The 24,496-nt window shown below is 67.8% G+C and carries 23 protein-coding genes, 2 tRNA genes and 1 riboswitch; of the genes, 22 read left to right on the top strand and 3 right to left on the bottom strand.

Going from position 1 to position 24,496, the window contains the following annotated elements; genetic code table 11:
- The first annotated feature begins 84 nt into the window (after positions 1-84).
- Positions 85-182, top strand: a riboswitch (TPP riboswitch).
- Positions 183-251: 69 nt separating this feature from the next.
- The 19 genes from AC1DGD_RS11805 to AC1DGD_RS11715 all read left to right on the top strand — a co-directional run bounded on the left by AC1DGD_RS11805 (position 252) and on the right by AC1DGD_RS11715 (position 17,170).
- Positions 252-1,799: a bifunctional hydroxymethylpyrimidine kinase/phosphomethylpyrimidine kinase gene (locus AC1DGD_RS11805; protein WP_476856950.1), complete on the top strand. Its 1,548-nt coding sequence runs from the start codon at positions 252-254 to the stop codon at positions 1,797-1,799.
- 402 nt (positions 1,800-2,201) lie between these two features.
- Complete coding sequence (gene rplU / locus AC1DGD_RS11800; RefSeq protein WP_018773353.1) at positions 2,202-2,510, top strand: 50S ribosomal protein L21; 309 nt, start codon at positions 2,202-2,204, stop codon at positions 2,508-2,510.
- A 61-nt stretch (positions 2,511-2,571) separates the two neighbouring features.
- The gene (gene rpmA, locus AC1DGD_RS11795; protein WP_009372867.1) at positions 2,572-2,835 is read left to right on the top strand and encodes a 50S ribosomal protein L27; all 264 of its coding nucleotides are present in this window, start codon (positions 2,572-2,574) and stop codon (positions 2,833-2,835) included.
- Between the two features lie 117 nt (positions 2,836-2,952).
- The gene (obgE, locus tag AC1DGD_RS11790) at positions 2,953-4,542 is read left to right on the top strand and encodes a GTPase ObgE (RefSeq protein WP_079555434.1); all 1,590 of its coding nucleotides are present in this window, start codon (positions 2,953-2,955) and stop codon (positions 4,540-4,542) included.
- Positions 4,532-5,719, top strand: a complete 1,188-nt coding sequence (proB, locus tag AC1DGD_RS11785) for a glutamate 5-kinase (protein ID WP_476856906.1) — start codon at positions 4,532-4,534, stop codon at positions 5,717-5,719. The genes obgE and proB overlap by 11 nt, the downstream gene beginning before the upstream one ends.
- A gap of 26 nt (positions 5,720-5,745) precedes the next feature.
- A complete protein-coding gene (locus AC1DGD_RS11780) occupies positions 5,746-7,131 on the top strand; it encodes a glutamate-5-semialdehyde dehydrogenase (protein WP_476856905.1) in 1,386 nt (461 codons plus the stop codon).
- Between the two features lie 80 nt (positions 7,132-7,211).
- Positions 7,212-7,451, top strand: coding sequence for a hypothetical protein (locus AC1DGD_RS11775; RefSeq protein WP_230011093.1), 240 nt, complete (start codon positions 7,212-7,214; stop codon positions 7,449-7,451).
- Between the two features lie 55 nt (positions 7,452-7,506).
- Positions 7,507-8,190: a nicotinate-nucleotide adenylyltransferase gene (gene nadD / locus AC1DGD_RS11770; RefSeq protein ID WP_476850133.1), complete on the top strand. Its 684-nt coding sequence runs from the start codon at positions 7,507-7,509 to the stop codon at positions 8,188-8,190.
- 7 nt (positions 8,191-8,197) lie between these two features.
- On the top strand, positions 8,198-9,508 hold the full coding sequence (locus tag AC1DGD_RS11765; RefSeq protein WP_476856904.1) for a hypothetical protein: 1,311 nt from the start codon (positions 8,198-8,200) through the stop codon (positions 9,506-9,508).
- A 64-nt stretch (positions 9,509-9,572) separates the two neighbouring features.
- Positions 9,573-9,974 carry a ribosome silencing factor gene (gene rsfS / locus AC1DGD_RS11760; RefSeq protein ID WP_018773346.1) on the top strand — a complete coding sequence of 134 codons (402 nt, stop codon included), beginning with the start codon at positions 9,573-9,575 and terminating at the stop codon, positions 9,972-9,974.
- A gap of 162 nt (positions 9,975-10,136) precedes the next feature.
- Positions 10,137-10,209: transfer RNA gene (locus tag AC1DGD_RS11755), tRNA-Ala, on the top strand.
- Positions 10,210-10,390: 181 nt separating this feature from the next.
- Positions 10,391-10,466, top strand: a tRNA-Ala gene (locus AC1DGD_RS11750).
- Between the two features lie 219 nt (positions 10,467-10,685).
- Complete coding sequence (locus tag AC1DGD_RS11745; RefSeq protein WP_230008769.1) at positions 10,686-11,507, top strand: amino acid ABC transporter substrate-binding protein; 822 nt, start codon at positions 10,686-10,688, stop codon at positions 11,505-11,507.
- 36 nt (positions 11,508-11,543) lie between these two features.
- On the top strand, positions 11,544-12,209 hold the full coding sequence (locus AC1DGD_RS11740; protein ID WP_476856903.1) for an amino acid ABC transporter permease: 666 nt from the start codon (positions 11,544-11,546) through the stop codon (positions 12,207-12,209).
- The gene (locus tag AC1DGD_RS11735) at positions 12,196-12,993 is read left to right on the top strand and encodes an amino acid ABC transporter ATP-binding protein (protein ID WP_476850130.1); all 798 of its coding nucleotides are present in this window, start codon (positions 12,196-12,198) and stop codon (positions 12,991-12,993) included. The genes AC1DGD_RS11740 and AC1DGD_RS11735 overlap by 14 nt, the downstream gene beginning before the upstream one ends.
- An 84-nt stretch (positions 12,994-13,077) precedes the next feature.
- Entirely contained in the window at positions 13,078-13,437 is a 360-nt protein-coding gene (locus AC1DGD_RS11730; protein WP_476856902.1) for a zinc ribbon domain-containing protein YjdM, read from the top strand.
- 14 nt (positions 13,438-13,451) lie between these two features.
- Positions 13,452-14,567: an NAD(P)-binding domain-containing protein gene (locus AC1DGD_RS11725; protein ID WP_476856901.1), complete on the top strand. Its 1,116-nt coding sequence runs from the start codon at positions 13,452-13,454 to the stop codon at positions 14,565-14,567.
- Between the two features lie 99 nt (positions 14,568-14,666).
- Positions 14,667-15,812: a class I SAM-dependent methyltransferase gene (locus AC1DGD_RS11720; protein WP_476856900.1), complete on the top strand. Its 1,146-nt coding sequence runs from the start codon at positions 14,667-14,669 to the stop codon at positions 15,810-15,812.
- Positions 15,813-15,967: 155 nt separating this feature from the next.
- Positions 15,968-17,170, top strand: coding sequence for an ROK family transcriptional regulator (locus AC1DGD_RS11715; protein WP_476856899.1), 1,203 nt, complete (start codon positions 15,968-15,970; stop codon positions 17,168-17,170).
- A gap of 18 nt (positions 17,171-17,188) precedes the next feature.
- Here AC1DGD_RS11715 and AC1DGD_RS11710 read toward each other — a convergent pair whose 3' ends face one another.
- Positions 17,189-17,386, bottom strand: a complete 198-nt coding sequence (locus tag AC1DGD_RS11710; protein WP_018773338.1) for a hypothetical protein — start codon at positions 17,384-17,386, stop codon at positions 17,189-17,191.
- A 431-nt stretch (positions 17,387-17,817) separates the two neighbouring features.
- On the opposite strand from AC1DGD_RS11710, the gene AC1DGD_RS11705 reads away from it, so the two are divergent.
- On the top strand, positions 17,818-18,792 hold the full coding sequence (locus AC1DGD_RS11705; protein WP_476856898.1) for a methylenetetrahydrofolate reductase: 975 nt from the start codon (positions 17,818-17,820) through the stop codon (positions 18,790-18,792).
- 58 nt (positions 18,793-18,850) lie between these two features.
- Entirely contained in the window at positions 18,851-21,193 is a 2,343-nt protein-coding gene (gene metE / locus AC1DGD_RS11700) for a 5-methyltetrahydropteroyltriglutamate--homocysteine S-methyltransferase (protein WP_476856897.1), read from the top strand.
- A gap of 193 nt (positions 21,194-21,386) precedes the next feature.
- Here the strand turns inward: metE and AC1DGD_RS11695 are convergent, their stop codons facing one another.
- Positions 21,387-21,893 carry a DUF2004 domain-containing protein gene (locus AC1DGD_RS11695; protein WP_026537142.1) on the bottom strand — a complete coding sequence of 169 codons (507 nt, stop codon included), beginning with the start codon at positions 21,891-21,893 and terminating at the stop codon, positions 21,387-21,389.
- A 110-nt stretch (positions 21,894-22,003) separates the two neighbouring features.
- Here AC1DGD_RS11695 and AC1DGD_RS11690 point away from each other — a divergent pair, with 110 nt between their 5' ends.
- Positions 22,004-23,401: an aldehyde dehydrogenase family protein gene (locus AC1DGD_RS11690; RefSeq protein WP_476856896.1), complete on the top strand. Its 1,398-nt coding sequence runs from the start codon at positions 22,004-22,006 to the stop codon at positions 23,399-23,401.
- Between the two features lie 29 nt (positions 23,402-23,430).
- Here the strand turns inward: AC1DGD_RS11690 and AC1DGD_RS11685 are convergent, their stop codons facing one another.
- Complete coding sequence (locus AC1DGD_RS11685; RefSeq protein ID WP_476856895.1) at positions 23,431-24,351, bottom strand: LysR family transcriptional regulator; 921 nt, start codon at positions 24,349-24,351, stop codon at positions 23,431-23,433.
- Positions 24,352-24,496: the final 145 nt, after the last annotated feature.

Below are 24,496 nucleotides of genomic sequence, written 5' to 3'. Positions count from 1 at the left end.
TCATGGCAGACGTAACATACGTCCGCCCGGGCCCGGGCCCGCTCGTGCGTTAACGGGTCCTCCGGGTGGCAAGGGCTAGGCTGGAACACTGACACGGGGTGCCGGGCATCGGGCCGGCTGAGATCCAGACCCGTTGAACCTGTCCGGTTAGCACCGGCGAAGGGATGTCTTCCTTGTCCGCGAAATCGAATCCGTCCGAGTTCCTCCCGCCCAATTTTCTGCACAACGAGTCTCTGCCGGCCCCGCCGCGCATTCCCCGCGTGCTGGCCATCGCCGGCTCCGATCCCTCCGGCGGGGCCGGAATCCAGGCCGACCTGAAGAGCATCGCGGCGAACGGCGGCTACGGCATGGCCGCCATCACCGCCCTGACAGCGCAGAACACGCAGGGCGTGCGCGCCGTCCACGTCCCCCCGGCGGCGTTCCTCACGGCGCAGCTGGACGCCATCAGCGACGACATCGGCATCGACGCCGTCAAGATCGGCATGCTCGGTGACGCCGCCGTGATCGACGCCGTCCGCGGCTGGCTGGAAAAGGTGCGCCCCGCCGTCGTGGTCCTGGACCCGGTGATGGTCGCCACCAGTGGTGACCGGCTCCTGCAGGAATCGGCCGAGGCCGCCCTGCAGGCCCTCCTGCCGCTGGCGGACCTCATCACGCCCAACCTCGCCGAACTCGCCATCCTGCTCAAGGAACCCGTCGCTGCCGACTGGTCCGAGGCCCTGGCGCAGGGCAAGAGGCTGGCCGCCCTGACCGGCACCACCGTCCTGGTTAAGGGCGGACACCTCCAGGGCGCCGAGCCGGGGGACGGGTATGCCCACGACGCCGCCGCCGGCACCGGCGCCGGCGACGGCGCCGCGGACGGCTGCCCGGATGCCCTGGTCAACACCGGCGGCCTGCTCGGCCAGGAAACGGTGGTGGTGCCGGGGGAGCGGATCGCGACGCGCAACAGCCACGGCACCGGATGCTCCCTGTCCTCGGCCATGGCCACCGTGCAGGCCCGGGTGGGGGACTGGGAAGCGACGCTGCGCGAAGTCAAGCCGTGGCTGCTGGGCGCGCTACGCGAAGCCTCGGCCCTGGACGTCGGCTCCGGCAACGGCCCGGTCCACCACTTCCACCACCTGCAGCACCTCCAGGGCAGGCAGGGTCCGGCGGCGGGGGAGTTCGCCGCAGCCCTGCGCGCAGGAGCCGCGGGCGATCTTGAGGCGATCTACGCCCTGGACTTCGTCCGCGGGCTGGCCGACGGCACCTTGCCCGAGCACGAGTTCGCGTACTACCTCGCCCAGGACGCCATCTACCTCAACGGCTACTCGCGGGTCCTGGCCCGGGCCGCGGCGATTGCCCCCACCGAGGCCGAGCAGCTGTTCTGGGCCCGTTCGGCGCAGACCTGCCTGGAAGTCGAATCCGAGCTGCACCGTTCCTGGCTCAGCACCCGCCCCACGGCCTCCACCCTGGGCCCGGTCACGAAAGCGTATGTGGACCACCTGCTGGCCGCCTCGGTCTCCGGCAGCTATGGCGTCCTCGTGGCGGCGGCGCTGCCCTGCTTCTGGCTCTACGCCGAGGTCGGTTCCACGCTGCACCGGGAGTTCCTGGCCGGTGGCGCCCCCGGGGAGCACCCCTACGCCGGCTGGCTGCGGACCTACGCCGACGAGGACTTCGCCGCCGCGACCCGGCAGGCCATCGCGTACACGGACACGGCGGCCGGGCGGGCATCGGAGAGCGAGCGGCAGGCCATGGCCCTGGCTTTCCGGCAGTCTTCGCGCTACGAAGTGGACTTCTTCGACGCGCCGCGGCTGTACGCCTGACGCGAGCTGGTCCGGACTACCGGTACGATGGTGGGGCGCGGTTCCGGAAGTCGTTGCGGCAACACAGCTCAAGATGGTCAAGATCCCGGCCAAGAACATTGGCAGGGACTTTGCATCAAGATGTTGTGGCGCCTATCACGGACTACCCGCCGGAACCAGCCTCATTTGCGGCCGAAGGCAAAATTAGCGTATTCTAGATCTTCGGTGCTTACGCCAACACTTGGGTTATGACCCTGAGAACGGTCCGCTTGGAATTCCAAATGGATTTGTTCCGGGGATAGCTCATGGGTTCCCCCGGGGAATCCACCGGCGTTGAGGCACAGCGTGAGCCGGTCCAAACAATTTGGCCCCTGGTTCCGCACGCAAATCTAGTAATAAACGTCGAGAGAAGTGAGTTCCCCAGTGGTGTACGCGATTGTCCGCGCAGGCGGCCGCCAAGAGAAGGTTTCCGTTGGAGACTTCGTTACCCTGAACCGCGTCCCCGGTGGAGCCGGCAGCACCTTTGAGTTGCCCGCACTGCTCCTGGTGGACGGTGACAAAGTCACGTCTGCTGCTGCGGACCTGGCCAAGGTAACGGTTACGGCTGAGATCCTCGAAGACCTCCGTGGTCCGAAGATCGTCATCCAGAAGTTCAAGAACAAGACCGGTTACAAGAAGCGTCAGGGCCACCGTCAGGAACTGACCAAGGTCAAGATCACCGGTATCAAGTAACTCTTCGTTACTGTTCAGGTTCCAGCAGATTCCCCAGAATTTTTGAAGGCAGGCATTTCAAATGGCACATAAAAAAGGCGCGAGTTCCACTCGCAACGGTCGTGACTCCAACGCCCAGTACCTCGGCGTCAAGCGCTTCGGTGGCCAGGTAGTTTCCGCAGGCGAGATCATCGTCCGCCAGCGCGGCACCCACTTCCACCCGGGCGCCGGCGTAGGCCGCGGCGGGGACGACACCCTGTTCGCCCTGACCCCCGGTGCTGTCGAGTTCGGCACCCGCCGTGGTCGCCGCGTTGTGAACATCGTGGCTGCTGCAGCTGCAGAGTAACAATAAGTTCTAAATCGGTGGGGCGGGCCATTAGGTCCGCTCCACCGGTGTTTTAACCGCATTACAATCATCTTGGGCCTCTTTGGGGGTCCGGGGAACAGCACTGAGGAGATCCACGTGGCGAGCTTTGTAGACCGGGTAGTACTGCACGTATCCGGCGGTACCGGCGGTCACGGCTGTGTCTCCGTCCACCGTGAGAAGTTCAAGCCCCTCGGCGGTCCCGACGGCGGCAACGGCGGCAACGGCGGCGACGTCATCCTGCGCGTGGACCCCCAGACCACCACCCTGCTCGACTACCACCACGCGCCCCACCGGCACGCCACCAACGGCGGCCCCGGCATGGGCGACTGGCGCGGCGGCAAAAACGGCGAAACCCTGATCCTTCCGGTGCCGGTGGGCACCGTGGTGAAGTCCAAGTCCGGCGAAGTCATCGCCGACCTCGTGGCCGAAGGCGACGAATACATCGCCGCCGCCGGCGGGATTGGCGGCCTCGGCAACGCCTCACTGTCCTCCCAGAAGCGCCGCGCGCCCGGCTTCGCGCTGCTTGGCATCGAAGGCGAATCCAGCGACGTCGTCCTGGAACTGAAGTCCATCGCCGACATCGCCCTCGTCGGCTTCCCCTCCGCCGGTAAGTCCAGCCTGATCGCCGCGATGTCCGCCGCCCGGCCCAAGATCGCGGACTATCCCTTCACAACCCTCATCCCCAACCTCGGTGTCGTCCAGGCCGGTGAAGTCCGCTTCACCATTGCCGACGTCCCCGGCCTGATCGAGGGCGCCAGCGAGGGCAAGGGTCTCGGCCACCACTTCCTGCGCCACGTCGAGCGGTGCGCCGCCCTGGTGCATGTGCTGGACTGCGGCACGCTCGAATCGGACCGCGATCCGCTCTCCGATCTCGCCATCATCGAGGCCGAGCTGGAGAAGTACGCCGTCGACATGAGCTACAGCGGGTCCGACGGCGAAGTCGTTCCGCTGAACCACCGCCCCCGCCTCGTGGCCCTGAACAAGGTTGACCTGCCGGACGGCAAGGACATGGCCGAGTTCGTCCGCCCGGAGCTCGAATCCCGGGGCTACAAGGTCTTCGAAATCTCGGCGACGAGCCACGAAGGCCTGCGCCAGCTTGGCTTCGCCATGGCCGAAATCGTCAAGGCCGCCCGCGACGCCGTCGCCGCGACCCCGCCGAAGGTACACGCCCCCGTGCTGCGCCCCCGCGCCGTCAACGAGACCGGCTTCACGATCCGCCGCGAGGAAAAGAACCTTGAGCCGCTCTTCCGCGTCCTCGGCGACAAGCCCGTGCGCTGGGTCAAGCAGACAGACTTCACCAACGAGGAAGCGATCGGCTACCTCGCCGACCGCCTGGCCAAGCTCGGCGTCGAAAATGAACTGTTCAAGCAGGGCGCCAAGCCGGGCGACATGGTGGTCATCGGCGAGGACGACGGCGTCGTCTTCGACTGGGAGCCGACCATGATGGCCGGTGCTGAGCTGCTCGCCTCGCCCCGCGGCACCGACGTGCGCTTCGCCGACATCGGCGACCGCCCGACGCGTGGCCAGAAGCGCGACGAACAGCAGGAACGCCGCGACGCCAAGGCCGCCGCCCGCGCCGAGCTCGAAGCCGAACGCAAGGCCGGCATCTGGACCGAATCCGTCAGCAGCCGCCGCGCGCGGCAGCCGCTCAAGGAGAGTGGACTGGGCGAAGCCGATGACGAGTAAGGCCGTCGTCGAGCACCGGTCCCAGCCGCTCAGCGCTCAAAACCTCAAGGCCCAGGCCATCAACGCCCCGGACCGCACCGCGCTGTCCGGGGCGCGCCGGATCGTCGTCAAGGTCGGCTCGTCCTCGCTGACGTCCATCAAGGGCGGGATCTCCGAAGAGGCCCTGACCGGGCTCGCCGACGCCCTGGCGCACAAGCGCAACGCGGGCGCGGAGATCATCCTGGTGTCCTCCGGTGCGATCGCCGCCGGCCTCGCCCCGCTCGGCCTCGAGAAGCGCCCCCGCGACCTCGCCACCCAGCAGGCCGCCGCCAGTGTGGGCCAGGGCCTGCTGATGGCCCGCTACACCCACGCCTTCGGCGCGCACGGGGTTACCGTCAGCCAGGTGCTGCTGACCGCCGATGACTTCATGCGCCGCAGCCAGCACACCAACGCGTTCCGCGCGCTGGACCGGTTGCTGAACCTCGGCGTTGTCCCGGTGGTCAACGAAAATGACACCGTAGCCACCCACGAGATCCGCTTTGGCGACAACGACCGCCTCGCTGCCCTGGTGGCACACCTGGTCCGCGCCGACGCGCTCGTGCTGCTATCCGACGTCGACTCCCTGTACGACGGTCCGCCGTCGCACGGCGCCAAGCGGATTCCGCACGTCTCCGGCCCCCACGACCTCGACGGCGTCTCGATCGGCAGCACCGGCAAGGCCGGTGTGGGCACGGGCGGCATGGTCACCAAGGTCGAAGCCGCCAGCATCGCCGCGGGGTCGGGTATCCACGCCCTCGTAACATCCACGGCCAATGCGGCCGCCGCGCTGGCCGGCGAGGACGTGGGCACATGGTTCTCCGTCAACGGCGCGCGCAAGCCGATCCGGCTCCTGTGGCTGGCCCACCTGGCATCCGTGCGCGGCACCCTAGTGCTCGACGACGGCGCGGTCAAGGCCGTCCGCGACCGCCGCACCTCGCTTCTGCCGGCCGGAATCGCCGCGGTGAAGGGCGACTTCGAGGCCGGCGACGCCGTGGAGATGGTGTCCGTGGACAACACGGTGATTGCCCGCGGGCTGGTCAATTATTCGGCCGCCGAGCTGCCCCAGATGCTGGGCCGCTCCACCCATGAGCTCGGCAAGGCACTGGGCCGCGGATATGACCGCGAAGTTGTTCATGTTGACGACCTGGTGCTGGTCTAGGTTCCCCCGACGCCTAAACTGGAAGCATGACTGAGGCCCTGACTTCCGCTGCCGTGACTGATGTGCCTGCCGGCACCGTTCCCGCCGGTAACGCCGCGCCCGCCCAAGGGTTCGCGGCGGCGCCGGATCCGACAGCGGCCCCTGGCACGGCAACGGAGACCGAAGCAGCCGTCCACGCGGTCGCAGACCGCTCACGCCACGCTGCCCACAGGATGGCACGCGCCAACCGGGCCTGGAAGGACCGGGGCCTGCGCGCCGTCGGCAAGGCGCTTGTGGATCACAAGCACCAGATCCTGGCCGCCAACGCCAAGGACGTCGCGGCCGGCCGGGCCGCCGGCACCAGCGCCGCCCTGCTGGACCGCCTGACGCTGACCGAGTCACGCATCACCGCCCTCGCCGGGGCACTGGAAAACCTCGCTACCCTGCCCGATCCCGTCGGAAACGTCGTGCGGGGCCAGACCCTCCCCAATGGGCTGCGCCTGCGCCAGATCAACGTACCCATGGGCGTGGTGGCCGCGATCTATGAGGCCCGCCCGAACGTCACCGTCGACATCGCCGGACTGGCCCTCAAGAGCGGCAACGCCGTCATCCTGCGCGGCGGATCCGCCGCCGCTGCCACCAACGCCGCCCTGATCACCATCCTCCGGGATGCGCTGGAATCGGTGGGCCTGCCCGCAGACGCCGTCCAATCCGTGGACCAATACGGCCGCGACGGCGCCAACGCGCTCATGCGGGCGCGCGGCCGGGTGGACGTGCTCATTCCCCGCGGCGGGCGCGAGCTGATCCAGGCCGTCGTGACGAACTCTTCCGTGCCGGTCATCGAGACCGGTGAAGGCAACGTCCATATCTTCCTGGACGCTTCCGCCAGCGAGGAAATGGCCGTGGACATCCTCCTCAACGCCAAGACCCAGCGGCCCAGCGTCTGCAACACCGTCGAAACGCTCCTGGTGCACTCCAAGTCCACTGTCCTTCCCGCGGTAGCCGCCGCATTGCGGGCTGCCGGGGTCACCCTGCACGTGGACCAGCGCATCCGCGCCGCCCTGCCGGCCTCGGTCCAGTCCGTGCCGGCCACGGAAGACGACTGGGCCACCGAATACATGAACCTGGACCTGGCCGTGGCCATGGTGGACAGCCTGGACGAGGCCGTCAGGCACATCCGCAAGTGGTCCACCGGCCACACCGAAGCGATCCTGACCAACGACCTCGCCAACGCCGAGCGCTTCATCGCCGAGGTCGATTCGGCGGCCGTGATCGTGAACGCCTCCACCCGCTTCACCGACGGCGGCGAGCTCGGCCTCGGCGCCGAAGTGGGCATTTCCACCCAAAAACTCCATGCCCGCGGCCCCATGGGACTGACCGAGCTGACCACGACCAAGTGGATCGTGCAGGGCGAGGGCCAGATCCGGGGCTAGCAACGCTGTAACATGGAACGGAAGACCGGAACGGCGGACACCTCCGCCGTCGTCAAATTTTGAACTCACTAGGGGAGAACATGCTGTCGCAGCAGATCGCCACTTTCGTCGCCGCCGCCGGCGAATCGGGCCACGAGGAACTCGCACCGCTCATTGCACCGCCGTTTGTCATTGGCGGCACCATGTTCGCGATCCTGGTGGTCCTGCTGCTGATCACCCTGTCCTACTCCAACCTGGGACGGCGCCACGTGGCTGTCGAGGAGCACTCGGACCCGCACCGCCAGCACCCGAACAAGCACGATCACGGCCAAGGTCACTAATATTTCCGCCCCCACGAAGCAGCGCGGCGCCCAGCGCCGCCTGCGTCTGGGTGTGATGGGCGGCACGTTTGACCCCATCCACCACGGACACCTTGTCGCGGCCAGTGAGGTCGCGGCCAAGTTCGACCTCGACGAAGTCGTTTTTGTGCCCACCGGCCAGCCCTGGCAGAAGATGGCCAAGAAGGTCAGCGAAGCCGAGCACCGGTATCTCATGACAGTCATCGCCACGGCCTCGAACCCGCGCTTCACCGTGAGCCGGGTGGACGTGGACCGTCCGGGACCGACCTACACGATCGACACGCTGCGTGACCTGCGGACCCTGCGTCCGGACGCCGATCTGTTCTTCATCACCGGCGCGGACGCCCTGGCCCAGATTTTGTCCTGGAAAGACATCGATGAACTCTGGTCCCTCGCGCACTTCGTGGGTGTAACCCGGCCGGGCCACGTCCTGGACGGCATGGGCCGCAAAGACGTCAGCCTCCTGGAGGTCCCGGCCATGGCCATTTCCTCCACGGATTGCCGCACGAGGGTGGCCGAAGGCAACCCGGTCTGGTACCTCGTGCCGGACGGGGTGGTCCAGTACATCGCCAAGTATGGCCTGTACCACGCCAGCCCCGACGCCGATCGCCTCGAAGCCGGACACGCCGGGACCGCCAACGCCGGAAACGGCGCGGCGGGGACTGCCCCAGCACAGCACGATCCAGCCTTTGAGATAACCCAACCAGCCAGCACTGAATGAGTTTGCCATGAGTCAGGAACAGCCTCCCATCCGCAGCCGCCGCGAATTGCGGCAGGCCAGAGATGAACGTCTGGACACTCCGGGCCCGGGCGAGCCGACGGAGGCCGAAATCACCGGCCGGAGCCGTCGCGTTGCCGACGCCCCGGTTGACTCTGTGCGTGCTGATTCTGTGGCCGCCGATTCTGTGCCCGCTGGCACGGAGCGGTCTTCCCAGGTCCGGGCACGGGACCGCGCCGCGCTGCGGACCATCAAGGAACTCGCCGAGAAGGAAGGCCAGCTGGCCGGCGGAGGGCCGCCCACGCGACGCCAGTTGAGGCTTTTGGAGCTGGCGACCGAAACGGCCCCGGCCACCCAGGCCAACACCATTGTCCCGGTGTCGCCGCGGACCCGGGCCACCCCGGTGGTTCCCCCGGCCCCGAAGGATGCCGCCTCCAAGGACGCCGCCCCGAAGGACGCGGCCCCGAAGGACGCTGCCCCGGCTGGGGCGGCCGCCCCGGCGCCCAAGGCCGCCGCTGCGCCCAAGGCTCCCGCGGCCGACGGCGCCGGACCGGGCGGGGCGACGCCCGAGGGCATGACCGTGGAGCAGGCGCTGGCCGCCCGCGAACTCCTCGCGGAGCAGGCCAAGAACCAAGTGGCCAAGATGGAACACATTGCGGCCACGGATCCGGATGCCGTTGATCCGGCCGTCCTGGCCGAGCAGATCGCCCTCGCCGAGCGTGCCGCGATCCTGAACCGCCGCGCCGCCGCCAAGCAAAAGCTTGCCGAACAAAACAGCCAGCCGGCGGCGCCCCGCAACGATCCGACCACGGCCAACAACCTGGCCATGGTCACACCCTTGGAATTCGAGAAGGTTCCCGGCGTGGAGCGGCCCGTCATGAAGCGCCCTGCCACGTCGTACGTTCCGGTTGTCACCAACCCGGGTCCGCGCGTGGACGCGCCACGGAAACCCGGCCTGCGGCGGCCGGGCATCTCCCGCCAGAAGGCCGCAGGTCCCGCGACGGGTTCTGCCGCTGGCAGGGCCGGCGTCCTGGCCCGTGCGGAAGCAGCCGCGAAAGCCGGAAGGGCAGGGTCGGCAAACGCGGCAAAGGCTGCAAACGCGGCAAACGCGGGAAATTCGGCGGGGGAGGCCGAGGAAAGACTCGTGGGCGGGGAACCCGTAGCCGCGAATGCCGCCTACGGGCTCGAACCCCTGGATGCCGCTACCGCCGGACTTGGCCGGGCGCGCCGCCTGCGCATGCTCCAGCTCGGCGTCCTGGCGGTGGGGATCGTTGCCCTCATCGCCGGCATCACGCTGATCGTCACCGGGCTGGCCCACTAGGTCTCAGGCCGCCACTGGCGCCACATTTTCATCACCATAATTTTTCATCACTACAAGGAGTCCCGTGACTGCAACCGATTCATCCATCACTACCGCCCGCCACGCAGCCCGCGCTGCCTCGGAGAAGCTTGCCGAGGACATCGTGGCCCTGGACGTCAGCGAACGGCTGGCCCTGGCCGACGTCTTCCTGATTGCCTCGGCCCCGAGCGAACGCCAGGTCAACGCGATCGTGGACGGCATCGAGGACGAGCTCTCCAAGTTTGACCAGAAGCCCGTCCGCCGCGAGGGCCGCTCCGGCGGCCGCTGGGTGCTGCTGGACTACTCCAACGTCGTCATCCACGTCCAGCACGAGGAAGACCGCGTGTTCTACGCCCTCGAACGCCTGTGGAAGGATTGCCCCGTCGTCGATCTGCAGCTCGGCGACGACGCCTCCGCCAAGGCCACCGCCGGCACCGACACGGAGTAGCGCCCGCGTTCAGGCCACCTCCGGACGCCAAACCGGGCCGAATATGCCCGATTTGGAATTTTCCGGAGGGCTGGTCTAAGATATTTGAGTTGCTTCGGAGAAATCCGGACGAAAAACCGGAACATCGCACGTCGGCAGACATGCTCGGAGCAGCGAAAATTCGGGGCTGTGGCGCAGCTGGTAGCGCACCTGCATGGCATGCAGGGGGTCAGGGGTTCGAGTCCCCTCAGCTCCACCGGATAATCCGCCGGAATCGAAAGATTCCGGCGGATTTTTTTGTGCCCGCTTCCATGCTGGATTTTGTGCCCCGTTCCGCACCCCTGTTCCATGAGTCAGCGCGCCGATTAGCGCGAACGCGATTTGTGGTTTAGGCTATTCAGGTTGCTTCAGGGAGGACGAAACTTCCAGGCAAATGAGGGGCTGTGGCGCAGCTGGTAGCGCACCTGCATGGCATGCAGGGGGTCAGGGGTTCGAGTCCCCTCAGCTCCACCAGAAAGGGAATCATCGCTAAGCGGTGGTTCCCTTTTTCGTACCCTCCACAGCTATGCGGGACTTCGAAAGTCGCATCCGTCAAGACCGTCTCATGACCGGACGTCATAAACTGTCATTTAGGCTCTCCACCCTGAGCTGGACCTTGCTATCGTCGCTAGGAGACAGCCGCCATGCGGCTTAGCTGGAAGGCCATTTCCGGCTCCACGACTAAGGAACATCATGAAGCGCACACGACTTTCCGTTATTGGCCTCATCGCCGCTGCAGGGCTCGCCCTGGCAGGCTGCGGGTCGGCGTCCACCACCCCGGCCAGCTCAGCGCCGGCAGCCGGTGCGGACACCTCCCTCAGCGACGTCAAGAGCGCAGGCGTGCTCAAGGTCGGTACGGAAGGCACCTACAAGCCGTTCACGTTCCATGCCAACGGCAGCGGTGAGCTGACGGGCTACGACGTGGAGATCATGAACGCCGTCGCCGCGAAGCTGGGCGTCAAGCCCTCCTACCAGGAGACGCAGTTCGACGCCATCTTCGCCGGCCTCGACGCCAAACGGTTCGACGTCGTCGCCAACCAGGTTTCCATCACCGACGAGCGCAAGGCGAAGTACGACTTCTCCACCCCGTACACGGTGAGCACCGGCGTGATCGTCACCAAGTCGGACAACGACAGCATCCACTCCTTTGACGACCTTAAGGGCAAGACCACGGCGCAGTCCCTGACGAGCAACTGGTACAAGCTGGCGCAGCAGAGCGGCGCCAACGTCGAGGCCGTCGAGGGCTGGGCGCAGGCAATCACGCTGCTCAAGCAGGGCCGCGTCGATGCCACCATCAACGACAAGCTGACCTACCTGGACTCCCAGAAGACCGACCACGACGCCGACATCAAGATTGCCGCCGAGACCACCGACAAGTCGCTGAGCGCGTTCACCCTGCGCAAGGGATCCACCAGCCTGACCGATGCCATCAACAAGGCCCTCGGCGAGCTGGCGGCCGACGGCACCCTGACGAAGATCTCCCAGAAGTACTTCGACGCCGACGTCTCGAAGTAGCCCTGTGCAAGCCGCAGAGAAACGCCGCGTCCGGGCATGAGCATCAACTGGGAACTCGTGTGGTCATCGCTGGGCCCGCTCCTGACGGGTGCGATCTTCGGCACCATTCCCTTGGCGCTGGCCTCGTTCAGCCTGGGCCTGCTGCTGGCTCTGGTGGTGGCCCTCATGCGGCTGAGCCGCAACCGCCTGGTTTCGGCGGTGGCGCGGACCTACATCTCCGTCATCCGCGGAACCCCGCTTTTGGTCCAGCTGTTCGTCATTTTCTACGGGCTCCCTTCCGTCGGAATCACCATCAGCCCTTGGCCCAGCGCCATCATCGCGTTCTCCCTGAACGTCGGCGGCTATGCCGCGGAGGTCATCCGGGCGGCCATCCTGTCGGTTCCGAAGGGCCAGTGGGAGGCCGGCCACACCATCGGAATGTCGCGCCGGCAGACGCTCGTGCGGATCATCCTGCCGCAGGCCGCCCGGGTCTCGGTTCCGCCGCTGTCGAACACCTTCATCAGCCTGGTCAAGGACACGTCGCTGGCGTCGCTGATCCTCGTCACCGAACTGTTCCGCGTGGCGCAGCAGGTGGCGGCCTTCAGCCAGGAGTTCATGCTGCTGTATCTGGAGGCGGCCGTGATCTACTGGGTCATCTGCCTCGTTCTCGCCAGCGGACAGTCCGTCCTGGAGAAGAGATTGGACCGCTATGTCGCCCACTGAACCGCAACCCTCTGACGTTCCTGTCCCGGACGAGCCGCTCCTGACCGTCACGGGCCTGCGCAAGTCGTTCGGCCACCATGTTGTGCTCAAATCCATCGACCTTGAAGTCCGCCGCGGCGAAGTGGTCACGTTGATCGGGCCGTCCGGATCAGGAAAAACGACAGTCCTGCGCTGCCTGAACGGCCTCGAAGTGCCCGACGCCGGCGTCGCCGAATTCGCGGGGCAACTGACCGTGGACTTCGCCACACCGGTGGCGAAGAAGCAGGTGCTGGCCTTGCGGGACCGCAGCGCCATGGTGTTCCAGCACTACAACCTCTTCCCGCACAAGACCGTCCTGGAGAACGTGATCGAGGGCCCGGTCCAGGTGCAGAAGCGGCCCAAGGCGGACGCGATCCAGGAGGCCCGGGACCTGTTGGCCCGCGTCGGCCTGACCGGCAAGGAGAACAGCTACCCGTTCGAGCTCTCCGGCGGGCAGCAGCAGCGCGTCGGCATTGTGCGTGCCCTCGCCCTGCGCCCGCAACTGCTGCTCTTCGACGAGCCCACCTCTGCGCTGGACCCCGAGCTCGTGGGCGAGGTCCTGACCGTCATCAAGGAACTCGCTGACGAAGGCTGGACCATGGTGGTGGTCACCCACGAGCTCGCGTTCGCCCGTCAGGTGGCCGACGAGGTCATCTTCATGGACGGCGGCGTGGTGGTCGAACGCGGCCACCCTGACACCGTTCTGCGGGACCCGCGGGAGGAACGCACTCGGCAGTTCGTGGACCGCCTGCTGAACCCGTTCTAGGGCGCCCCGCCAGCGGCGAGAAAAAGCGGCGGGAATAAGCGGCAAGAATTCGGGCGGGCACAGGCGGCGACTAAACTTGGTCGGGTGAACGACTCCCTGCCCCCGTGCCCCGAATGCTCCAGCGAATACACCTACGAAATGGGGGCGCTCCTGGTCTGCCCGGAGTGCGCGCACGAATGGTCCGCATCCGCGGAGACTGACACAAAGGCCGACACCCCCCCGGCCGCGGTCATCAAGGACGCGGTGGGCAACGTCCTCGCCGACGGCGACGCCGTCACCGTGGTCAAGGACCTGAAAATCAAGGGCAGCTCCACCGTCATCAAGGTCGGTACGAAAGTCCGCGGCATCCGCCTGGTCAACGGTGTTGGAGACCACGACATCGACTGCAAGGTGGACGGCGTGGGCCCCATGCAGCTCAAGTCCAGCGTCGTCAAGAAGATCTGACCGGGGACACGACCGTGACCGCAGAGACGGTGCGGGCGGCCGACGTCGTCGTGGTCGGCGCCGGCCAGGCGGGCCTGTCGGCGGCCTACCACCTTCAGCGCCGCGGCTTCGTCCCGGCCGGCGCTGACCCGGCCGGCCCGGCCGCGGCCGGGACGTACATCGTGCTCGACGCCGAGGACGGGCCCGGCGGAGCCTGGCGGCACCGCTGGAAGAGCCTGCTCATGGCCACGGTGAACGGTATCAGCGACCTCCCGGGAATCCCGCAGCCCGATGTGGACCCCGCCGAGGCCAGCTCCAGTTTCCTCACCCGCTATTTTGGCGGGTACGAGCACGACCTCGGCCTCGCGATTGAGCGGCCGGTCAAAGTGCAGTCGGTGAGCCGCGAGGACGATGACCCCGCCGGGCGGCTGAGCATCGCAACCTCCCGCGGCCGGTTCTCTGCCCGCGCCCTCATCAACGCAACCGGCACCTGGACCCGGCCATTCTGGCCCATCTATCCGGGCCAGGCCAGCTTCCGCGGCCGGCAGCTGCACGTCGCCGACTACGTATCCGCCGACGAATTCCGCGGGCAGCACGTCATCGTCGTCGGCGGCGGGATCTCGGCCGTCGGGCTGCTCGATGAGATCTCCAAGGTCACCACCACCACATGGTTCACGCGCCGGGTACCGGTCTGGCGCGAGGCCGCGTTCGACCGGCAGGCCGGCCACGACGCCGTCGCCCTGGTCGAGGAGCGGGTGCGCCAGGGCCTGCCGCCGCAGAGCGTCGTCTCCGTGACGGGCCTGATCTGGACCCCGGCCCTGCGCGCCGCCGCCGCGCGCGGCGCCCTGGACCGGCACCCCATGTTCACCGCGATCGAACCCGACGGGGTCCGGATGACTGACGGCAGCTTCCTGGCCGCCGGGGCCATCCTGTGGGCCACGGGATTCCGGGCCGAACTCGAACACCTCGCCCCGCTGCACCTGCGCGGACCCGGCGGCGGCATCGCGATGAACGGCACCCAGGTCGCGGGCGAGCCGCGGGTGCACCTCGTCGGCTACGGGCCTTCCTCGTCCACCATCGGCGCCAACCGGGCCGGCCGGGCCGCCGTCGCCGGAATCGTCACCCTGCTGGCCCGGTCCGGTATAACGTAAAACGTAAGACCTGCAGAGCAGCGCCGGGGGAGGCCTCACACCCGGCTCCGACTGCCAGCACCATACCCAAGCCCGAGAAGAAACGGCGGCACAACGCGCGTGGCGGACAACAGCTTCGAATCCCTCTTTGCCCGGCTGAGAAGATTCCCGGACGTCGAGGCCGACAACCTGCAGGCCTGGGACGCCACGGACAGGCTCCTGCTGGACTCTGCCCTTGAGATGCCCGCGGCCGGCCTGCTGCAGCCCGGCGGCCGGCTCGCGGTGGTGGGGGACCGGTACGGTGCCCTCACCCTCGGCGCACTGAACCTCGGGGCGGACGCTGTGCGCGTCCAGCAGGACCTCATCACCGGTGAACGGGCACTGCGGGCGAACGCCGAGGCCCTGGGCATCGACGGCGGCTTCAAGCACCTCCCGTTGGGCGCCGAACTGCTGGAGGGAGCCTCCCTGGTCTTGCTGCAGTTGCCCCGGTCCCTGGCGGAACTTGAGGAAATCGCCGACGCCGTGGCCCGCTATGCGGCGCCCGAAGTGGTGCTGGTCGCGGGCGGACGCGTCAAACACATGAGCCTGGGCATGAACGCCGTCCTGGCGCGCTATTTCGAGGATGTCCAGCCCCAGCTGGCGCGGCAGAAATCACGGCTCCTGCTGGCCCGGAGCCCCAGGCCGGTCCCGGCCGCGCTACCCTTCCCGGTCACTGAGGTCAACGACGAACTGGGCCTCACGGTCTGCGCCCGGGGCGCCGTCTTTGCCGGCACCGGGCTGGACATCGGGACCAGGTTCCTGCTGGACTTCCTGCCCCGGATGCCGCACGCCACCCATGCCGTCGACCTTGGCTGCGGCACCGGAATCCTCGCCGCGATGTACGCCCGCGCCAACCCCGGCGCCCGCGTCACCGCGACCGACCGTTCCGCCGCAGCTGTCGACTCAGCCCTGGCCACCTCCCGGGCCAACGGCCTGGACGGTCGGATCGACGTGCTTCAGGACGACGCCATGAGCTCCCTCCCGGACGCCAGCGCGGACCTGGTGCTGCTCAACCCGCCCTTCCACCTGGAAGCGGCGGTCCACTCCGGCGCGGGGATCAAGCTGATCGAAGCGGCCGGCAGGGTGCTTGCCCCGGGCGGGGAGCTCTGGACCGTGTTCAACAGCCACCTGCACTACCGGCCGGCCCTGGAACGGCTGATCGGTCCCACCCGCGAGGCCGGCAGGAATCCAAAATTCACGGTCACGGCCAGCACCCGGCGGCCTTGACGCAAGAAACTTTGTGTCGGTAAAGCGCAAGTGTGGGCGCACGCCTGCACGTAACGTACGATTCTGACAACTGCTGTGCGTGGCCAAAACGTTTAGAGGTATCAGTGACCGAGTTCCGGCAACCCTCGCCGAGGCGAGGGACCAACCTACCGAAGATGGGCGACTTCAACCTCACAGTCATCCTCGACGCCATCCGCCGCACACCCGGCGGGCTGAGCCGGGTGGAACTGGCCCAGATTGTCGGACTCTCGCCGCAGACCATCTCCAACATTTCCCGCCGCCTGCTCGACCAGCACCTGATCGTCGAAGCAGGCAAGGAAGGCACCGGGCCGGGCAAGCCCAGGACCATGCTCCGGCTGAATCCCGCCGGGATGTACGCCGTGGGCGTCCACCTGGACCCGGCCGTCCTCACGTTCGTCGTGCTGGACCTCCTCGGCGCCGTCGTCCGGCACTCACGGATCACCACCCCGCCCGGCACCGACCCCAGGGCTGTCATTGACACCATCGCGGGCGAAATCAAGAGGCTCATCCTGGACTCCGGGGTGGACCCGGACCGGATCGCCGGGCTCGGGGTTGCGTCGCCGGGGCCCATCGACCTCAACGAAGGCGCCGTCGTGGACCCGCCGCTGCTGCCGGGCTGGGACCACGTGGGGCTGCGGGATGCCCTCGCGGAAGCCACGGGCCTGTCGACACTCATGGACAAGGACGTCACCAGCGCAGCCGTGGCCGAAACCTGGGCCGGGGGCCCCAGCGGCGAGGGCAGCTTCGTCTTCATGTACATGGGGACCGGGATCGGCTGCGGGATCGTGCTCAACGACGAAGTCGTCCGCGGGACCTCGGGCAACGCCGGAGAAATCGGGCACATCATCGTCGACCCGGGCGGTGCCCTCTGCGACTGCGGGCAACACGGCTGCGTGAAGTCCTCCGCCATTCCGCAGGTCCTCGTGGCGCAGGCTGAGGCGGCCGGGATATTGAATGGTTCACTCCAGGACAGGAGCGCGCCGGCAGTTCAGGAACGTTTCGCCGAGTTGTGCGCGATCGCCGAAGCCGGCAACGACGCAGCCAAGGAAATCATTCGTGGGTCCGCAGTGCTCGTGGCCCGTGCGGTGTCGGTCGTCACCAACGCCCTGGACGTGGACCGGGTAGTGTTCGGCGGCCCGTTCTGGACCTGCCTCTCAGCGGCTTACCTCGAGCTGGTCCCCGGACTGGTTGAGGCGAACAGTGCCACCCGGAGGATTCATGGGATCGAAGTCGTGGGCACGGGGGTAGGCGAGGACGTCGGCGCCGTCGGTGCGGCCTGCCTGGTGCTCGAACACACGCTGGCTCCGCGTTCCCAGCGCCTGCTCCTGGGCGACTAGACAGGGGCTAACCGGGCGTCAGTCGATGTCCTCAACCACCGTCCCATACGGGATGGTGTCATCCAGATGCGCCTGGTGGCCATGCGGAAGCACGAGAATCCGGACCCCGTGCAACCTCTCTGCGGCCGACTGCATGAGGACTGGCCGGACCGTGTTGATGAAGCTCTCGCTCTTGCCGGCGAGGTACTGCTGATAGCTGGCTGGAAGCTGAATCATGGCAACAGGATAGTCCTGCCCGGATGCGTTGGGGAGAGCGGGCCGCGTGGGGCGAAAATGGCGCCTTGGGCGAACATTGTTCTGCCCGGCGCCGCAAACGGCCGTAAAGGTGCGTCTTAATTCGGGGACCGACTTGAAGGGCCCCACGGCCCGGCCTTAGAGTTCTATACAAGTTACCTCAGTAACGTGTCAGCGATCCTCCGCTGAAAGCTGCCCCCGGGCGGCCCAGGAGGGTGTGGGTGCCCCCATGTGGGCCTGACATTTGCTCACGGACAACTTCGTATCAGGCGTAACAGTCGCGACTGCGCCCTGCTGAAGTTCCCTCCGTGTTCCCCAAACTCAATTCACTGACGACGGCGTTTCCGTTTCTGGTTCCGGTCCTTCGGGGCTTCCGGATCTCCCGGCGGCAGTGTTCAAAGCCAAGGACGCAAATGTCACCACCAAGCCTTATCGATACCCATCCCAATCTTGCCGGCGCGGCCCCTGTTGCGCTGTCCTATGAGCTGTTCCCGCCGCGGTCGCCCGCAGCCGCGGAATCCCTTTGGACCACCATCGGCGAACTGGAAGCCACGGACCCGGACTACGTGTCCGTGACCTACGGCTCCAACGGCTCCAACCGCAGCACCGCCGTCGATCTCGTCAACCGGCTCGTGCAGGAAACGACGCTCCGGCCCCTGGCCCACCTGACCTGTGTGGGGAATTCACCGCAGGAACTGGCGGAGATCATCGGCGAACTGCTCGACGTCGGCGTCCGCGGCATCCTCGCCCTCCGCGGCGACCGGCCCAAGGATGGAGAAACCCCGCCGCCGGGATCGCTCCGGTACGCCCAGGACCTGATCGAACTCATCCGCCGCGTGGAGCAGCGCCGTTCGGCGCTGTTGTGCGCCGGCAGGGTCGCGGTCGGCGTCGCCGCCTACCCGACCCGGCACCCGGAATCCCCGAGCGAGGCGCACGACGTCGAGGTCCTGCTGGCCAAGCAGCGCTCCGGCGCCGACTTCGCCATCACCCAGGTCTTCTTCCACACCGAGCAGTACGCCGACCTCCTGGCCCGGGCACGCCGGGCCGGGGTGACCATCCCGATCATTCCCGGGGTCATGCCGCTCACCAGCCTCCGGCGGCTCGCCCGGCTCGGGGAACTGACCGGCGTCGAACCGGCCCCGGAACTCATCGAAAGCCTCGCGGCTGCCGACACCGACGCCGAACGGACACGGATCGGGGTCAGCGCCACCGTTGATCTCGCCAACGCAGCCCTGGACGCCGGAGCCCCCGGCATCCACCTCTACACGTTCAATGAGCACGCCGCGGCCCTGGACGTGCTGGACAAACTCGCGCTGCCCCGCCCGCGAAGCGGCAACAAGAACAGCGGCAACCGGCACACGGCCAGCCGCCGCCAGTTCGCCAGCTGACCGCGCCAGGAAAACACAACTTCCCTCCGCACCACACCACCAACACTTAGGACTTCCCATGACTGCAGTGAACACACTCAACCCCACTCCGTTCCCGGCCGCCTCGATCCTGGGCTACCCGCGCATCGGCCGCCGCCGCGAACTCAAGAAGGCCGTCGAGGCCTACTGGGCCGGCAAGATCGACGCCGCAGCCCTGGACGCGGCCGCCAAGGAAATCCAGCTCGGCAGCGCCAAGCGGCTCCAGGGCCTGGGCCTGACCGAAGCCGCCGCGGTGCCCGGCACCTTCTCCTACTACGACCAGGTACTCGACGCCGCCGCCCACCTCGGCGCCGTGCCGGCCCGCTTCGGGAACCTCCTCAACGCGCAGGGCCAGCTCGACATCGACGGCTACTTCACCCTGGCCCGCGGCAACAAGGACCAGCAGCCGCTGGAAATGACCAAGTGGTTCGACACCAACTACCACTACCTCGTGCCGGAAATCGGGCCGGAGACCAACTTCGCGCTGACCTCGAACCGGATCGTCGAGGAATTCGAATACGCCCTCGCCAACGGCGTCGAGACCCGCCCGTACATCGTCGGCCCGGTCACGTTCCTGCTGCTGAGCAAGGCCTCCGACGACGCCCCGGCCGGCTTCAGCCCGCTGTCCCGCCTGGAGGACGTCCTCCCGGTCTACACGGCGCTGCTTCAGAAGCTCGCCGCCGCCGGCGCCAGCTGGGTCCAGCTCGACGAGCCCGCCCTCGTGGTGGACCAGGACACCCCGGCCGTGGAAATCCAGGCCGCCGTCGCCCGCTCCTACGAGGCCCTGGCCGCCGCGGCCCGGCGCCCGCAGCTTTTCGTCTCCACCCCGTACGGCGCGCTCAACGGCCAGCTCGGCACCCTCGCCGCCACCGGCATCGACGCCCTGCACCTGGACGTCTTCAAGGGCGAGGTCCCGTCCGCCGCTGCCCTGGCCGCGCTGGGCAACAAGACCCTCGTCGCCGGCGTCGTGGACGGCCACAACATCTGGCGCAACGACCTCGCCGCCTCCGCGAAGAAGATCGCCGAACTGAAGAAGTCGGTGGCCAAGCTGGCCATCAGCACCTCCACGTCCACGCAGCACGTCCCGCACGACGTCGACGAGGAAGTCCAACTCTCCGAGCAGCTGCGCAGCTGGCTGGCCTTCGCCGACCAGAAGGCCGTTGAAGTCGTCACCCTCGCCGGTCTGCTGACCGACGCGGCAGCCGTCCAGCCCGCCATCGACGAGGCCACCCGCGTCATCGCCTCCCGCGCCGAGGCCGAAGGCGTCCGCCGCAGCGACGTCCGGGCCCGCACCGCCGCCCTGACCGGCGCCGACTTCAACCGCTCCGCCTACGCTGTCCGCGAGGCAGCCCAGGACAAGGCGCTGCACCTGCCTCCGCTGCCCACCACCACCATCGGCTCCTTCCCGCAGACCGGCGAAATCCGCACCGCCAGGGCCCGCGCCAACCGCGGCGACCTCACCACGGAGCAGTACGAGCAGCTCATGAAGGACGAGATCAAGCGCGTCGTTCAGCTGCAGGAAGAGCTCGGCTTCGACGTCCTGGTCCACGGCGAGCCCGAACGCAACGATATGGTCCAGTACTTCGCCGAGAACCTCGAAGGCTTCGACGTCACCGTCCACGGCTGGGTCCAGTCCTACGGCTCGCGCTGCACCCGACCGTCCATCCTGTGGGGCGACGTCACCCGCAGCGCCCCGATCACGGTGAAGTGGGCCGAGTACGCGCAGTCCCTGACCAGCAAGCCGATGAAGGGCATGCTCACCGGCCCGGTCACCATCCTGGCCTGGTCCTTCGTCCGCGATGACCAGCCGCTTGGCGAGACCGCCAACCAGGTGGCGCTGGCCCTCCGCGACGAGATCGCCGACCTCGAGGCCGCCGGCATCAAGGTCATCCAGGTGGACGAGCCCGCCCTGCGCGAGCTCCTGCCGCTGCGCAAGGCCGACCAGGCCGCGTACCTGGACTGGTCCGTGAAGTCCTTCCGGCTCTCCACCGCAGGTGCCGCGGACGCCACCCAGGTCCACACACACCTGTGCTACTCCGAGTTCGGCGCCATCATCGACGCGATCGACGGCCTCGACGCCGACGTCACCTCGATCGAGGCCGCCCGCTCCCGCATGGAGGTCGTCCACGACCTCGAGTCCCACGGCTTCGGCCGCGGCGTTGGCCCGGGCGTCTACGACATCCACTCGCCCCGCGTCCCGGGCGAACAGGAAGTCACCGAACTGCTCAGCACAGCCGTCAAGCACGTCCCGTCCCGCCAGCTCTGGGTCAACCCGGACTGCGGCCTGAAGACCCGCGGCTACGCCGAGACTGAAGAGTCCCTGCGCAACCTCGTCACGGCCACCAGGACGGTCCGCGCCGAACTGCTCTCAGCCGCCAAGTAACAGGCCACCAGGCAAGCAGCCGTCAAGGAGCCCGCTCCACGCACAAACGACGCCGGCCGGTCACCCTCCAAGGTGACCGGCCGGCGTCGTACGTTCTTGATCATCGATTGCTGGGCAGCCGCCGTTTTGAGCGCCCGGAAAGGCATCTACGGAGCAGTCGATGCAGGACTACCAGCGACTCAGGATGCCCGGGTCAGGACTCCCAGAGGATTTCGTCGTCGACGACGCCGTCCTCATCCGCGGAAGCGACGAGGACCTCGTCGGTGAAGTGCTGGCCCAGCGTGAAATCGAGGACGAAGTAGCGTTCCGGCTGGCCGGGGTAGATGCCCACGTGGCCGAGCTTGAGCGCCTTGAGGAAGACCTCGTCGGTCAGCTGGCTCTTGTCCTCGACGCCGAAGACCTTCTTGAGGTGTTCGTCCTTGATCGCGTTGCAATGGAAGTGGCGGTACTCCTGCGGACTGGTGCCTTCCTGGTCCAGTTCCTCGGCGATCATTTCGCGGACCTGGTCCACGAGTTCGGGCAGGAAGCGCAGGCGGTAGTCAACTTTATGCATGGCCGCTTCATCGAAATGGTCATGCGCGTTGACATTCAGGTCAAGCTCCACGGTCTGGCCCGCCAGCTCATGCGTGGCGGTGAGATTATGCTCCCGTCCGTGGTTGAGCTCGACCTCGCCGAAGTGCTTGCTCGCTACCTTGTTCATATCTTCAACATAGTCCTGAAAACCGGACCATTCCAGCGTTGGCAGGGTTTTCCGTACCGGAGTCACCGGTACCGGACCGGCGGACGGCCGCATGACTGTACATTGATCGGATGCAGCATGTAATCTCACCCGTCGGCCGTGCCCGGGCCGCGTTCGACGCCGGGACCACCCGCCCGCTCACCTGGCGGCTGGATCAGCTGCGCCGGCTGCGGCGCATGCTCGCGGAGCGGCACGCGGACTTCGCCGAAGCCCTCGCCCGCGACCTGGGCAAGCACCACACCGAGGCGCAGCTCGCAGAGATCGGGTTCGTGGACGCCGAGGCGGCGCACCTGGAGCGGCACCTCGAAGGCTGGCTGCGGCCCCGGCGCGTGCCGGTGCCGCTGGCAGTGCGGCCGGCCCGCGCCTGGACCGAACTCACCCCGCTGGGCGTGGTGCTGGTGATCGGGCCGTGGAACTACCCGCTGCAACTGCTGCTCGCCCCGCTCGCCGGCGCCCTGGCCGCGGGAAACACCGTGGTCCTCAAGCCGAGCGAACATGCCCCGGCCACCTCGGCCGTACTGGCCCGCTGGATTCCCGAATACCTGGCCGGCGCCGCCGAACTGGTTGAGGGCGGCATCCCGGAGACCACCGCCCTCCTGGCCGAACGCTTCGACCACATCTTCTTCACCGGGGGAGAAGCCGCGGCCAAGGTGGTCATGCGCGCGGCGGCCGAGCACCTGACCCCGGTGACGCTGGAGCTCGGCGGCAAGTCCCCGGCCTACGTCGATACATCCACGGACCTGGCCACGGCGGCCAAACGCATCGCCTGGGGCCGGTTCATGAACGCCGGGCAGACGTGCGTCGCACCCGACTACGTCCTGGCCCGGGAGGAGGTCCTGGAGCCGCTGCAGGCCGAGCTGATCAAGGCCGTTACGGCGCTCTTCGGACCGGACCCGGCGGCGAGCCCGTCGTACGGCCGGATAGTCGATGACCGCCACTTCGCACGGCTCGCGGCCCTCGCCGACGCCAGCACGGTGGTGCACGGCGGACAGCGCGACGCCGCCAGCCGCTACTTTGCGCCGACCCTGCTGCGCCCGGCGCCCGGCGACGCCGTCATGGCGGAAGAAATCTTCGGACCCCTGCTGCCACTGGTGCCCGTGGACGGGCTCGACGCGGCCATCGAGGAGGTCAACGGGCGCGCCAAGCCGCTGGCACTCTACGTCTTCAGCAACGATCCGCAGACGCGCCGCGCCTTCGCCGGGCGGACCTCGTCGGGGGCCCTGTGCTTCGATGTACCGGCGGCCCACCTGTCAGTCCCCGGGCTTCCCTTCGGCGGGGTCGGCGGCAGCGGCATGGGGGCCTATCACGGGGAACATTCGGTGCGGACGTTCTCGCATGAGCGCCCCACCCTGGACAAGCCGCTGTGGCCGGACACGCTGGAACTGATCTACCCGCCGTACACCCGGACCAAGCACCGGATCATCGACGCACTCGTGGCGCCGGTCGGGAAGCGGGCCAGGAAGCGCTGAACGCCCGCCGGGCTAACGGTCCCTTGAGCTCAGTCCCTTCCCGTGGTCCCGGGCCGGTGCATCGTTTCGGCCAGCAGCTCCACGAACAGCTGGACCTGGGCCGTCCGTTTCTCATTGATCAGCAGGGCGAAAACATTCCGTGCCAGCCGGATCTCCGGCACATCGAGGACCACCACGCCGGCAGGCCGGTGCCGCAGGGCGAGGTCGGGGACCAGAGCGGCGCCGAGCCCGGCGGCCGCCATCTCAAGGCTCGCGTGGAAGTCATCGCTGTAGGCCACCACGCGGGGGTGCAGGTTGCAGCTCGCGAAGAGCCGTTCAATCACCGTGGCGTCGGACGTGCCGGGGTGGTGCATGATCCAGGGCATGTCCGATAGGTGCGGCGCGGCGACCTTGGAATCCGTGCCGATGCCCCAGGCCGCCGGCAGCACCACGCGGAAGTCGTCGTCGCCGATCCACTGCCGGTCCACGGTGTGCGGCCAGGCGAGGCCGGATTGACCCACCTGGTACACCAGGGCGACGTCGAGTTCGCCGCCGGTCCGCAGCCCCTGGATGGTCTGGGCCGGTTCCGCGACCGAGACCCGCAGGTCGATGCCGAGCTTCTTCCAGGCCGGGTTCCGCAGGATCGGCGGCAGCACATAGGTGGCGAGGCTCGGGAAGATGCCCAGCCGCAGCTCCTGGCTGGGACTTTCCTGCGCCCGGGAGGCGGCGGCCATCAGCGTCTCGATGTCCGTCAGGACCTTGGCGGCGTGCCGGGTCATGACGATGGCGGCTTCGGTCGGCTGGATGCTGCGGGCCGCGCGCTGGAACAAGGTGACGCCGGTGTCGCGTTCCAGTGCCGACATTTGCTGGGAGACGGCCGAAGCCGTGTAGCCCAACCGGGTGGCGGCGGCCGCAAACGATCCAAGCCGGATCACTTCCACAAGGGTCCGGAGATGGACGGGGTTGATCAAGGGTTGCCCTTCGCCTGGTTGCGGGTCCACGGAGACGGGACCGGAATTCCCGCTTCATTGTGGCATATCCGGCCCTCCGGCGGCCGTGCTGGGCTGCGTGCTGATGTGTCTGCCGGAAGGTCCGCACGGAAAGTCTGCGCTGCGC

The organism is Arthrobacter sp. 05T45, assembly GCF_056395875.1.
Note: the sequence above shows the minus strand (reverse complement) of the source record. Positions and strands in the feature narration are given on the sequence as shown.